The following is a 13090-nucleotide window of genomic DNA, read 5'->3' as shown; positions in this document are numbered from 1 at the left end:
ACGCTGCGGGCATACGCCCTTGGCCCGGCATTCGCCGGCCACCCGACATGCGTCGGGTCGTGAATACGGGAACGTTATCCGAAAGACTTACAATACTACATTTGAGGATAGAGGTGTAAGTATGTTCTTTTTACAGATGTCAGGATTCCCAGGATAAGGAAAATCAACATTAGCAAGACAGATTAGCCAAGCAACTGGAGCTGTCATTGTCGATCATGACATTTCCAAAACAACAATTTTAAAATCGTTATCATCACAAGGAAACACGATGGAAGGTAAAGCAATAGGACAACTATCCTATGATGTAGATTGGTCGTTGGTGGATTTTCATTTATCGAATGGACACAGTGTCATTATGGATAGTCCTTGTTTGTACAGAAATTTATTAGAAACCGGACTTGAATCAGCGAGAAAACACAAAAAGAGATATAAGTATGTGGAATGTTATATAGAAGACATTGAAATAATACGAAATCGATTAAAAAATCGAGAAAGACTTCTGAGTCAAATCGAAGCACCATCATCAGAAGAAGGATTTTATAGGACTATAAAAAACAGTAAAAAACCAGAAGAAGAGAAGTATATAGTAGTAGATTCATCGAAACCAATCGCAGATTACTTTCCAAAAGTTCTTGGATATATAAATGAATGAAAATAAAAGTATAGATAATGAAAGTAAATTCAAGGTGGCAAGTCCATCGGATAACAAAACATTAACGCATTGGGACATCCGTCCCTTGGTCAGCAGAGGTATTGGTAGAGAAGTAGATCCTGCTGACAACCCTGCGAGCCTAAGTCTGACGACCCGTTGCGCTTCGCTCCACTGAAGGCTCTCGGGTTCATGAATACAGGAACGTTATATGATAGAAATGATGGGCTGAAAATAGAATAAAGGAATAATACAAAAAAATAGATAAGAACACTTGTACGGAGATGTAAACACAGGTAAAATATAGATACAATTGAATCTTGGGTGGGTATGGTTTCCCTTCGAAAGGAGGTGAAACCATGGAAGTGAAAGATGCGATGACTCTAATGCTATTATTCGGTACATTCATTCTTGCACTTTTGACGTATATCAATAACAACAAGAGAAAGTAAAAACCCACCCCAAGGTTGACAGCCGAAGGTGGGTTTTTATCCTGACTTGACTTAAGAAGGGGTAGACCATCCAAGCCAATTGTACTGACCAAGTGTTGACCGCACTTGGTCTTTCTTTAAAAATATGATAACACATGAGAAAAGATGAATCAAAGCTAAAATAATAATGGAAGCGAGTAAAGACATGTTGGTAAGCAATCTCGAAGAAGCATTTCCATCATATAACAATATATTCAAGCGGCGGCTCCGTTGGAGCCCTGGTCTGCAGGAGGTATTTCAAAGAGGTATTTCAGCAGACAACCTCCTTGGGGTTCATGAATACAGGAACGTTATACGACAGAACCTGAAGGGAGAATGGAATGAAAGAGTATTACTACAAAAATTTTAAGTGGTTCGGTTTAATTTTTTCTATTACATTAAGTTATCTGGTTACGTTTACAGCCTTCAATCCGTCAGAATACCTAGATAATGAATATGTTCGTGGGTCATTAATTTGTGCATTTATAGTTTTCATTTTAGCCATTGTCTTTTTTGTTTTTAAATATCTTGTTATATATCCAAGCACATCGGTAACTTTTAGGTTTTTTAATATAATGATTGATTTGTATTTTATTTACTCTTCATTCTCACTGATATCTATAAATTCGATTCAATTTCATATTAATTGGATTGAAGATCTTAGCTATATTTTTTTATTAATAGAATTCTTCGGGATACTTTTATTTAGTCTACTTTTTGTATATTATAATTTCTTTATGTTAATGAATAAATTGCACCCAAAACAAAATAAATCTCATATTAATTCAAATAGACTTATAAAAATGTTTATTTGTTTTGTTGTATTTACATTATTATTGATATTCCTTTTTACATATCACGGAATGATGTTTGATGGAATTCTTGGTGATAAATTGTTGCGATTTATTGATCAGAACAAAAACGAAATTGATCCTGGATTTTGGGAACGTTTTTATTTCCATTTTGTAATATACATGGGGCTAGGTAGTAGTGATCTTATTGCTGTTAACCCAGTAATGAAGATTATCGTCGCATTAGAACTGATGCTAAGTTTTATTAACACTGCTTTATTTCTGGTTATTATCTTAGATAAAACTATCAATTTTATACCATTACGAAAATCGAAAAATGAGAAACTATTTAAAAAACTATTTTTTATAACATCCTTAATTATTTTGATAATGACAATATTGGTCTACATTTTCAATCACTTAAAACCAGCTTGGGCAAGTTCAATGTAGTAGGTTCCGTCGTATAACATAATATTCACGCTGCGGACATTCGTCCTTGATCCGGCATTCGCCGGACACTCGACATGCGTCGGGTCGTGAATACAGGAACGTTAGGCGAAACCATCCAGGAGTAATTGTATAATTGTATGCGGATCAAGGAAGGAGATAAATTGAATGATATTGAATTTGGAACTTGCAGATACTTTAGAAAAATCTGAAATTAATTATATGGTTGATCGAATGACTGCAATCAGAGAACGGGAAGGAAACCCTGAGGGAATTGAAATAAAACGATTCGGGGAGAGCACGGCGTTTTATAGTAAAACCATGCCATGGGGTCTTTTTAATAATGTAAAGGGAAGGATTTCTGAAGATGTCATTGAAGATATCCTAGACTTTTATAATGAGCGGGAAAGGAATTTCGAGATTCAAGTCATCCCGGGTAATATAAATCAAGAAGTTATGAAAAAACTCCATAATAAAAGCTTTTATCAATCAGGATTTCATACAACGCTTTTTTGTGAACCTGGAAATCTAAATTCGTTTGATCATCATAAACTGGAAATTCGTGAACTACTCGAAGATGAGTTCGATACATATGCAGAAATTCATTGTTTAGGTACAGGATTATCTCTTGATGGGAAAGAACACGTAGCTGCAAATAACCGAGTACTGTTTTCCCGTCCTGGATGGCACTATTATTTGGGGTTGGATCAGGGCTATCCAGTTGCAGTAGCTGTAATGTATATAGAGAACAATGTTGCTTCATTAACATTTGCGACAACACTACCTGAATATCGAAATAAAGGATTTCAAACAAATTTATTACTTAGACGAATTCATGATACCTACAACATTTGTAATCTCGTTGTGAGTCAGTGCTCATTTGGCTCGCAAAGCCATCGGAATATGGAAAGAGTGGGTATGAGAATTGGATATACCCGGGCAACATGGACAAGGAATTAATTGTGAAGGGAAATTAAGGTTGGCATCGCCTAACATAATATTCAAGCAGCGGCCCTTCGGAGCCTTGGTCTGCGAGGTGGATTTCGAAGAGGCTTTTCAGCAGACAACCCCGTTGGGGTTCATGAATACAGGAACGTTATGCGTAACTACTGTTAGATCATTGGAGGAGAAGAAGTGGATATAAATAAAGCTCATATACTTTATTCCTTTATTATGGATAATCTCGAAGAATTGGAAGAAGACGGGTCAGGCGGTACAAGCTTTGACATTCCCAGTTTTGATTTACATGCTCGTGACTATTTAGAATTTGCTGAAAATCAACTAAGCATTGGGAATACAGAGTCGTTAATAAATTGTATTTCCAACCTAAAGCGGGCAATTGATTGTCAGGTCGATACCTTTTTAGCAACCCTTAACTTGTATTCAAATTATAAAAAGAAAGGCTTAAAATTCGATAAAAAACTTGAATTCATCGAATCAATAGGAATCTTCAGTTCCAAAGCTCTTTCGAAACTAAATACAATTAGAAATAAAATGGAACATGAATATTCAATTCCGGAGATTAATGAACTGGATCTTTATTTTGATTTAGTTTCGGCTTTTATTTCAAATATTGAATCCGCAATCACTGTATTAATTTGGGATGAAAAGAATTTTGTGAAGAATAGTGAAAATGAAACTGAATATATTTATTTCACAATTAATCTAGATAGAAAAACTAGCCCGTACATGATAGCAAGCTGGAGGAATAGAAAGTGGGATACTATTGAAGAGATCAAAATTAGTTATGAAGATTATAAATTGTTTGGATTCTTCTTGAAATGCCTATATATGTTAAATATTAAAAATGCCTTTGCAAGCAATAAATATATTAAGTTACAACTTACGAAATCTTATAACAAATTAATTGAAAGATAATTCAAAGTTGGCAGTAACTACGCATCGGGACATTCGTCCCTCGGTCCGGACCGGAGTTAGAAGCGGATTCAGGGTGAGATTCCAGTAGCGAGGAAGCAGATTCAGCCGGACACACCCGCACCACCTAACCGCATCGCGGCCGCTGACTTTCGTTCGCTTAAGGTGGTGGGACGTCGTGAATACAGGAATGTTATATGAGACCGGTGTAAAAACCATTATTACAATAAGGAGATAACCCTACTATGATTTTGAAAGAACCTGAGAGTATTCTATATGAAATACTTGAAGATATAAAAACTACTTTCGGGATAAGTATATTTGATGCAGAACCGATATCTTTTGGTTATGCCAATTTAAAGTGGAGGATAAGTACAACTTCAGGAATGCTATTTGTAAAGCAATATCATTATGGCAGATACCCTGAGGAATTATTAAAGCTAGTTGCTGTAGCTTTGGAAGTACAGAACATGTTGTCGCAAAATGGAATACCCTGTCCAAAGTTATTGAAAACAAAGAATGGTTTCATTAACAGAACAATGTCTGGCGAACGGTATGTACTGACTGAATATTGTGAGGGTAAGATGGTGACCCCTGGTAATGTTAGTGCAGATCAGATGAAGCATTTAGGACAAGCAGTCGGTAAGATGCACGATATTCTTAATCGTAAAGCTCCTCAATCTTTACCTTTACATTGGCAACCTAATTCTAAGGAAGTAACTTTGTCTAACTGGGAGAAGAATTGGCAGAAAGCAGTCTCAGTTGGTTCTAATAAATATATAAATGCATTAGAAGTTCAAAAAAAGATTATTGATCAAATTAATTTAGATATATTTTCATCATGTGAGGAAGGGTGGGTTCATTGGGATCTCTTCGTAGATAATCTGCTCTTTCATGATGATAAATTATCGGCAATTCTTGATTTCGATAGACTGAACTATATTTATCAAGAATTTGATATTTCACGTCCACTCTTATCAGGGGCGATTAATAATAATAAGCTGGTTTTCGAATCTGCGAAAGCATTTTTAGAAGGATATAAGGAAAATATGCCGCTCTCGTTAGAGAAGCTGTTAAGATCAATAAAACTAACTTGGTGGAAAGAAGCTGCATGGGTAAATGTTAATTCAGAAAACATTAGGACTCTAAGTAGATTCGCTGATGAATTAATGTGGATTGGAGAGAATTGGACAATATTAGACGATATCTTTAATGACATGAAAGTATTCCGATGAAGCCACCGGCATCATATAACAATATGTTCGCGCTTCGGGACATTCGTCCCTCAGTCGCCAGAGGAATCTCAGGAAGCAAATTCAGCCGGACACACCCGCACCACCTAACCGCATCGCGGCCGCTGACTTTCGTTCACTTAAGGTGGTGGGACGTCGTGAAGATGGAAACGTTAACTGAAATTGCATTACAAACAATTAAAATTAAATATTCGGAGGTACACATTGATAGAAAGACTTATTGAAATATTCGAGAAGGCAAATAGAGATTTTTTAAAAAGTGATCTTGACTTATTTATATCTAAAGTTTCTGAGAGGACGCTTTGTGGTGCACTAATGTTACATATAAATAACATAATAAAAAGAACTGAATTTGCAGAATACAAGGTAGACGTGGAATATAATCGGAATAAAAATGGAAAATTCAAAACAATTGTAAAAACTATTTATGGACCTAAGGATGTTGGAGTTAAGATAAATTGCGATCTTATTGTTCATAGCCGAGGGAATAACATGAATCAAGATAATTTAATAGCGATTGAGATGAAAAAATCCGATAGAACAAAAGAAGAGAAAGAAAGTGACAAAATAAGACTAATTGCTTTGACCAAAGACAGTTATGATGATGTTTGGTCCTTTGATGGAAAGAGATTTCCGGAGCATGTATGTAGATATGCATTGGGCGTTTACTATGAAGTGAATTATAAGAAAAGAAGGATTAACATTGAATATTATAAAGAAGGACATATATTTGATGAGAAGGAAGTCGAGTTTTAAGATAGTATTTTCAATGTATATGTAGCTCAATGATACATACAACTTCAGTTAACAATATTCAAGCTGCGGCTCCGATGGAGCCTGGTCTGCGAATGGATTCCGGAGAGTGATTTCAGCAGACACCCCCTGTGGGGTTCATGAATACAATAATGTTAGGCGAAATCATTGTAAAGAAGGAGTATTTAAAGAATGAATATCAGAGGAATAATTCTTGAAGGGTATTCTAATGCTGGAAAAACATCGGTACTAAGAGCAATAAAACAGTATCAATCGCAAGATGAATCCGCAGAACGGAGTGTAGTTGTTCTTGGAGAACATTACTCACAAATACTAAATAACAATCATGGGGAGTATGTGAGTTTATCTCGAGATGAACATTTGAATTTACTTAAGGAAAGAGTAGAAATGCTAAAGAAACTTAATGATTGGGCAGTACATTTAGGACCAGCATCCAGAAGATCTCGGGGGCTTTTCTTCGTCCTAGAAAGATTCCATCTAAACCATCGTGTCGCTTTCCCAGAATATGATGCTACTGAAATCATCGACATTGAAAAGCAATTAACTGAACTAGGAGCTAAATGTATTCTGCTTACAATATCGGATGAAGTTGTAGAAGAAAGAATAAAGAGTAGAAATCCAGATGAATGGCTCAATAAGTCGAAGTCGGATATTGGACGAGCATGTAATGAGCTTATCGGTACTCAAAACAAGCTAAGATATAATGTAACAAGATCAATAGTGCCTACCTTAGAAATCAACACTGATAATAAAGAATGGAATGAATATGCAAGATTAATCATGAAAGACAATGACTCCGCCTAACATCGTTTTCACGCTTCGTCGCCTGTCGGCTCCTTGGTCTGCTTGATGCATTTCGGGGAAGTGTGGTCAGGCAGACAACTCCTGTGAGGCTAAGTCTTCGACCCGGCGCGCTGCGCCTTAAGCCTCTCGGGTTCGTGAATACAGGAACGTTATATGAAAGGGACGCTAGCTAATATTAAGGGGGAATCAGGGAATGTTTAACTTTTTTCGTAAGAAATCGAAAGAAACAAAGATCTCACTAGAAAACCAAATAGAAGTACTCAAAGATATTGGTATATCTTTCACAACTGATGATAGTGGTGTTGTTAAAGAGTTGTTGCATCATTTTGATCGAGAAACTTACGAAGACGATCCCTATTCTCTCTTACTTTCGATGATCGGTTCAGATCTTATTGATGAAAATGACAATGAAGTTAGATTGTCGAAGGATGTTTGGAGCTTTGATACCGAATGCGTTGAGAACGAAGAGATTTATTCGACAATCATTAATGAACTCGTAAGTTTAACTCGTGGTAAATTGCAAATGCAACAGGTTAAAAGCCATGTAGATTTTGATAATGAAGATGCTAAAGTATCGTTTATTTTAGATGATCAGAAATATGAATGGGAAATACATTTTGAAGATGATTGGATTGACTTTAATTTGCTGAGGAAGATTGGGGAACTAGCTATCAGAAGTGACAAGGAAAATTATTTTATTCATTTTAATGATGGTCAGAATCTTACAATACTATATACAAGTAAAGTCAAACACAAATTAATTAATGGTTTAATAAAAGATCGATTTTCTAAGTTAGTGTAGTCGAGGAAGGCGTCAACATTATATAACAATGTGTTTACGCATCGGCGGACAAGCCGCCTCGGTCGCCAAGAGATAAGTCAGGGAAGTGGATTCAGGCGACACATCCTACCACCCAACCACGGTCGCGACCAGTCGATCGAACTAGTCGTTCGATGAGCAGTTTAGGGTGCCAGGACGTCGTGAATACGTGAACGTTATCCGAAATTCATGCAGGGTATTTAGATAGAGCACTTGGTCCAGAATTAAATATGGAATATGTAGAAGATGAAGATTGGTGGAATTATAACATTAATCAAATCTCTAATCGTATAGAGAGTGGATGGGATCTGCCCCCATTAATTGCTGAAAATAGAGAAGGCTCTTTAAGTGTGAGGGATGGTAATCATCGACTTGGCGCTCTTCAAAAGTTAAATAAAGAAAAGTGTTATGTAATTATTTGGGATGATAGAAGTGTGGGGAATATATTAAAAGTTATAGAAAAGAAATCTAACAAGTAGTATTTGTAAGCTATTCACGAAGGCATGAACATCGGATAACAATATATTCACGTTTGGGGGCATTCGCGCCTCGGTCCGGCAGAGGTTTTTCGAAGAAGAGGAAGCAGCTGGACACATCCATTTCCCTAAGATAAGAGCTTTCTAAGGGGAATGAATGTCGCGAATATCAGAATGTTATAAGAAATCAGTGAAAAATATACAAGTCAAAACAAAAAGTGATTTAAGTTCTACAAGGTATTACATTCCATGAATTAAAAACAGGAGAGTAGTAATGGAAAATAATAAGTATCCCGAGAATTACTTTGAACACTACATTTTTAGTTTTTCAGGCATAGGTTATATGCCAAATGAAGCTGGATTTGAAAAACTAGCAAAGTTGTACATAGATATAGAAGGAATTGACGAATTTTTGAATCTAATAAAAGAGATACAGATCATAAAGACAAATAACGATTGGTTATACTTTAAAAGCATAGCTGAAGGTTTTGAAATAGAAGGCTTAGATATTGTTAAATTAAAAGAAATGGCCGAGGTCGCCATAAATATATTCAACACTATATCTGAAAGCCATGGATCTAGTGGAAATTAAATTGGATGTGAATACTTCAAAGAATGTAAAGTAATTTAAAAGCTATATATACCTTAATGAAGTGCGAAGTGAAGGGTTAAGGTAATTCAAAAAGAACACGGACATCTTATAACAAAATATTCACGCTGCGGACATTCGTCCTTGGTTCGACATGCGCTGGGTCGTGAATATAGGAATGTTATCTAAAACTACTCGAAAGCTGGTGAAAAAATGAACATAAACGAAACGATTGCTTTTATAGATAATGAATTAACTCAAACACTAATTGACTATCAAAACTGGTTTACTTTGAAGTTCGATTTGCTATCCTTCAAGCCTCAAGTTGGATGGAGTATTGAACAAGTATTAGAGCATGTAACATTAACTAATCACTTCTTATTGATTCTAATTAGAAAAGGGAAGAGAAAAGCAATTGAACTATCTGAAAAGAAAGATTTGAATACAATAATTGAATCATATCAAATCAACTTACAAGAGCTCGATGCAATAGCTAAACATAAATCTTTTAATTGGAATAGGCCAGAACATATGGAGCCTAAGGGAGATAGAGAACTAGGACAAGTAAGATCATTACTTAAAGATCAAATTAACGAATGTAAAGAGTTTTTGAAAGAGATGGAAAATGGAGAAGGAATATTGTATAAAACAACAATGACGGTAAATAATTTGGGGAAAATTGATGTTTATCAATACATCTACTTTTTGAGCCAGCATGCAAAACGACACATTGAACAAATGCAAAAAGTAATGGACGAGTACAGCAAATTCAAAGAAGCCGAGTAGCATTAGATAACTTTATACCCACGCATCGGGCCTGGCGGCCCTCAGTCCGCGGGAAGTGGATAGCATTGGAAGATAGTCAGCGGACACATCCGACTTCGTCGGACGTTGTGAATATAGGAAGGTTATCTGATAGGTCAAAGATTATAAAAGAGGTGCGAAATGGACTATATCATAGAGAAGTTCTCAAGTCTTCTTAATGAAAGATTATTATATAACGATATTCGTACAACTGAAGACACAATAAGATATACTTTTTTTGCCTCGCTTATTCTGACAGAACACATTAAACCTCATGAAATCATTTTAGAATATCCACATCCAGGAATAATAAATAAAGAAGTGGATGCTTATATTCCCTCTGTCAAAGAAAAGCAAGGTATTATTGTTGAAATTAAATATGATAGTAATACTCTGGCTCTAACTAACTCTTCGAGAACTATGAAGGCTGGAAAAATAGTTAACGACTTATTTCGATTAGCACATTTTAATATTGATCCTCATGCAAAGAAATGGATGATTTATGTAACAGATGAAGAGATGAACGGGTATTTTTCAAATATTAAAAACGGATTGAATGATTTTTATAGTTTGTCTTTGAGAGAACGCCTTAAAATAGATAAGGCTACATATCTAGCAAAGCTATGACTTTTCAAAAAGCTATTTTAATGAATGGAATAAGAAGCGTAGAAGTTAAAATTGTATATAGTACCTCATTGCCTAGAAAACACCGTTTAAAGATCTTTGAAATTTTAAGTAGTGAGTTCGAAGAAGTCTGACCAATCAAATAACATCATATTCAAGCTGCGGAGGTACGTCCTCGGTCCGGCATTCGCCGGACAACCAGCGTTCGCTGGGGTCGTGAAAACAGAAATGTTATCTGAAATAGGCAGTGAGGAATAATACAAACATAGAAATGAGGAAGACCTATGAAGTCAAGATTGATACTGATAGATGGAATGCCAGGCTCCGGTAAGTCAACGATTGGAAAAGTAATAGGTGCAAAGTTGAATAAAATGAGTATTCAGAATAGGTTTTATCACGAATTAGAAGAGAACCATCCATTGCGAATATACGATAAGACGTTTACTTCCTTTACTATTCAAGATGAAGCGGAGTGGTTTACTACAAAAGTTGAACAGCTATTCACTGATTTTGTCAATGAAAGAGTCGGGCGAGACGAAGTTACAATTATGGAGAGTTACGTCTTTCAGAATACGCTTGGCTTTGCCTTTAATATGCAAATGGACGAACAAAGAATATTAGATTTGACCAAGAAAGTACAACTTATTTTAAGTCGTCTCGACCCGATCCTCATTTATTTTTATCAAACTCATGTAGAACAACATTGGAAATGGATATGTAGTGTTCGTGGACCTGAGTTCACACAAGATCGTTGTGGACTTTATACGGATAATGATTTTATTGAAGCGGGCCATTTTTGGACGAAAAACCAAGATTTCATTTTCAATATCGTTCAGGAATGGGAGATACCAAAATTGGTCATAAAAAACGAAAAGTACAATTGGGAAGACTATGAGAATAAAGTGGATCATTTTTTGGAGAAATTTGAAGAAGATACTGACATCCGATAATTTAAGCAGACAACCCCGGGGTTCGTGAATACAGGAACGTTAACTAAAATTGATAGAAAGAGGAATGAAAATGGAAAACCAAATAAGAATAAGGCACCTTTCAAATCATGAAGAAGTATCTTTATTAAATTTTGAATTTTCAAAAAGATTTCCATGGTACACCTCGAATGACTATTTCTATAAGTGCTTGGAAGAAAATATAGAAGGCAAGAGAGTGACTTTAATGGCCTACTATGGAGATACATTGGCTGGGTGTTGCCACTTAATGTTTACTTCGGATTATCCGTATTTTAAAACAGGTAATATCCCAGAAATAAATGATTTAAATGTTTTTCCAGAGTTCAGGAGGTAGGGAATCGCAAGTAGAATGTTTGATGAACTTGAAAGAATAGCATCCAAGAGATCCAGACTAATTGGCTTAGGAGTAGGGCTCTATAAAGATTATGGTAATGCTCAAATGATGTACAACAAACGCGGGTATTACATGGATGGTCAAGGAATCGTCTATAACAATATTGAAGCAAAACCCGGAGAGAAAGTGATGGTAGACGACGACTTACTGATATATCTAACTAAAGCATTGGATAATGAGCTGTGAATGTAAATTAAAGAAGTGTCGAGATCAATTAACATTCTATTCAAGCTTTGGGCATACGCTGAGGCCGTGATTACAGGAACGTTAAGTAAAATTACCAAAGAGGAGTGAGCTTTTGATCCTGGAGTACTTAAAGAAGTATGCTCAAAAAGCATACGGAGAAGTTCATTCGATAACGACTTCCCCCGTTTTTTATTTGCTAATGATCCCAAGTTAAGGGAGAAGGAACTTTATCATAACTATTTCTACATCCATGGATTCAACCGATTGATAAAGCATAATCGAATATCATCAGAGAAATTAATCGAAACCTTTTTTATCTAGAGGAAGAGATTGAGCAGTATCTTAAAACATATTATAAGAGTAAAAACTTTATTTTGTATTTGAAAGCGGATTCCTTAGTGCCTGCATTTACAGTGACATTGCTTTCTTATTATGAAGACGAGGGTTTGAAGGAAAGTTGCTCCTTGCCTGAACTAATGGATTGGTATAAAGAAAATGCTTGTTTTGATGGATTGAAAATCATAGAGAATGAAACAAGCGAAGACCATGTAGAAGTACAGTCTGAAGATGTTTTTCCTATTGTTGAAAAGACATATATAAAGATCATAAGGACCTAGTCGGGTCGTGAATACGGGAACGTTATGTGAAATTACTGAAATGAGGTGCAGTAAATTAATTCCAAAAGCTTAATTGAATGGGCAGAGAAGTATGCGGTTATAGAGCGGACTAAAGAAGGATTTATAGCATATATGGAAAATTGGAAAAAAGAAAATAGAGGTGATTTCTGGGACACTTTTAAGGGAAAGTCAAATTTAAAGTTAATCCATTCAGAATTTTATTCTTTGCAACTGACATACATTAATGAATCTAATGACTTTGTGTATTGTAATTTAAATATCATGTACATTGGAGAGTATGTAGGGTGCTATAGAATGGTCTTTACAATGGATGGTGAAGTCGCAGACGTTTTAATTGATTTCGACAGATTTATGGATAAGACTATCAATGAAGGTACTACAAGAGTAGAGATTATTAAAAAAGCTATACAACAAGGATATTCAATAGATGAAATAGCTGTACTTGTAGAGCTAGATAAAGATTTAATAAAACCGTTATTTAAAAGTTAATCAAAACGTTAGACGAAATAACCTTAACCCCAGAAAGGA

17 protein-coding genes and 1 pseudogene are annotated in these 13090 nt (G+C 35.6%); all 18 read left to right on the top strand.

What is annotated here, in order from left to right; all coding sequences use genetic code 11:
- Nucleotides 1–121: 121 nt before the first annotated feature.
- The 18 genes and pseudogenes from EC604_RS25310 (at nucleotide 122) to EC604_RS25230 (ending at nucleotide 13051) form a co-directional block, all read left to right on the top strand.
- A pseudogene (locus tag EC604_RS25310) lies at nucleotides 122–652 on the top strand (AAA family ATPase).
- Nucleotides 653–1008: 356 nt separating this feature from the next.
- A complete protein-coding gene (locus tag EC604_RS30020) occupies nucleotides 1009–1101 on the top strand; it encodes a putative holin-like toxin (protein WP_007431380.1) in 93 nt (30 codons plus the stop codon).
- A 359-nt stretch (nucleotides 1102–1460) separates the two neighbouring features.
- Nucleotides 1461–2360 (top strand): hypothetical protein, encoded by a 900-nt coding sequence (locus tag EC604_RS25300; RefSeq protein ID WP_123066794.1) that lies wholly within the window; start codon nucleotides 1461–1463, stop codon nucleotides 2358–2360.
- A gap of 165 nt (nucleotides 2361–2525) precedes the next feature.
- Nucleotides 2526–3317, top strand: a complete 792-nt coding sequence (locus tag EC604_RS25295; protein ID WP_123066793.1) for a GNAT family N-acetyltransferase — start codon at nucleotides 2526–2528, stop codon at nucleotides 3315–3317.
- A 174-nt stretch (nucleotides 3318–3491) separates the two neighbouring features.
- Entirely contained in the window at nucleotides 3492–4235 is a 744-nt protein-coding gene (locus EC604_RS25290; RefSeq protein WP_123066792.1) for a hypothetical protein, read from the top strand.
- Between the two features lie 242 nt (nucleotides 4236–4477).
- A complete protein-coding gene (locus EC604_RS25285) occupies nucleotides 4478–5467 on the top strand; it encodes a phosphotransferase (protein WP_123066791.1) in 990 nt (329 codons plus the stop codon).
- 222 nt (nucleotides 5468–5689) lie between these two features.
- Nucleotides 5690–6241: a hypothetical protein gene (locus EC604_RS25280; RefSeq protein ID WP_240037201.1), complete on the top strand. Its 552-nt coding sequence runs from the start codon at nucleotides 5690–5692 to the stop codon at nucleotides 6239–6241.
- Nucleotides 6242–6430: 189 nt separating this feature from the next.
- Nucleotides 6431–7063, top strand: a complete 633-nt coding sequence (locus EC604_RS25275; protein WP_123066790.1) for an AAA family ATPase — start codon at nucleotides 6431–6433, stop codon at nucleotides 7061–7063.
- A gap of 193 nt (nucleotides 7064–7256) precedes the next feature.
- A complete protein-coding gene (locus tag EC604_RS25270) occupies nucleotides 7257–7865 on the top strand; it encodes a hypothetical protein (RefSeq protein WP_123066789.1) in 609 nt (202 codons plus the stop codon).
- Between the two features lie 248 nt (nucleotides 7866–8113).
- Nucleotides 8114–8362: a ParB N-terminal domain-containing protein gene (locus EC604_RS25265; RefSeq protein WP_123066788.1), complete on the top strand. Its 249-nt coding sequence runs from the start codon at nucleotides 8114–8116 to the stop codon at nucleotides 8360–8362.
- A gap of 271 nt (nucleotides 8363–8633) precedes the next feature.
- Nucleotides 8634–8951: a hypothetical protein gene (locus tag EC604_RS25260; RefSeq protein ID WP_123066787.1), complete on the top strand. Its 318-nt coding sequence runs from the start codon at nucleotides 8634–8636 to the stop codon at nucleotides 8949–8951.
- 210 nt (nucleotides 8952–9161) lie between these two features.
- The gene (locus EC604_RS25255) at nucleotides 9162–9734 is read left to right on the top strand and encodes a DinB family protein (RefSeq protein ID WP_123066786.1); all 573 of its coding nucleotides are present in this window, start codon (nucleotides 9162–9164) and stop codon (nucleotides 9732–9734) included.
- Between the two features lie 159 nt (nucleotides 9735–9893).
- Nucleotides 9894–10379 carry a hypothetical protein gene (locus EC604_RS25250; RefSeq protein WP_123066785.1) on the top strand — a complete coding sequence of 162 codons (486 nt, stop codon included), beginning with the start codon at nucleotides 9894–9896 and terminating at the stop codon, nucleotides 10377–10379.
- A 281-nt stretch (nucleotides 10380–10660) separates the two neighbouring features.
- On the top strand, nucleotides 10661–11326 hold the full coding sequence (locus EC604_RS25245) for a hypothetical protein (protein WP_123066784.1): 666 nt from the start codon (nucleotides 10661–10663) through the stop codon (nucleotides 11324–11326).
- A 70-nt stretch (nucleotides 11327–11396) separates the two neighbouring features.
- Nucleotides 11397–11678: a hypothetical protein gene (locus EC604_RS30670; RefSeq protein WP_240037199.1), complete on the top strand. Its 282-nt coding sequence runs from the start codon at nucleotides 11397–11399 to the stop codon at nucleotides 11676–11678.
- A gap of 105 nt (nucleotides 11679–11783) precedes the next feature.
- Nucleotides 11784–11924, top strand: coding sequence for a hypothetical protein (locus EC604_RS30665; RefSeq protein WP_240037197.1), 141 nt, complete (start codon nucleotides 11784–11786; stop codon nucleotides 11922–11924).
- 398 nt (nucleotides 11925–12322) lie between these two features.
- Complete coding sequence (locus tag EC604_RS30015; protein WP_161557039.1) at nucleotides 12323–12541, top strand: hypothetical protein; 219 nt, start codon at nucleotides 12323–12325, stop codon at nucleotides 12539–12541.
- A 132-nt stretch (nucleotides 12542–12673) separates the two neighbouring features.
- Nucleotides 12674–13051 carry a hypothetical protein gene (locus EC604_RS25230; protein ID WP_123066782.1) on the top strand — a complete coding sequence of 126 codons (378 nt, stop codon included), beginning with the start codon at nucleotides 12674–12676 and terminating at the stop codon, nucleotides 13049–13051.
- Nucleotides 13052–13090 lie beyond the last annotated feature (39 nt).

This window comes from Paenibacillus amylolyticus (assembly GCF_003719335.1).
GTDB classification, from domain to species: Bacteria; Bacillota; Bacilli; order Paenibacillales; family Paenibacillaceae; genus Paenibacillus; species Paenibacillus amylolyticus_D.
The sequence above is the reverse complement of the archived record's forward strand: the minus strand, read 5'-3'. Positions and strand labels throughout refer to the sequence as shown.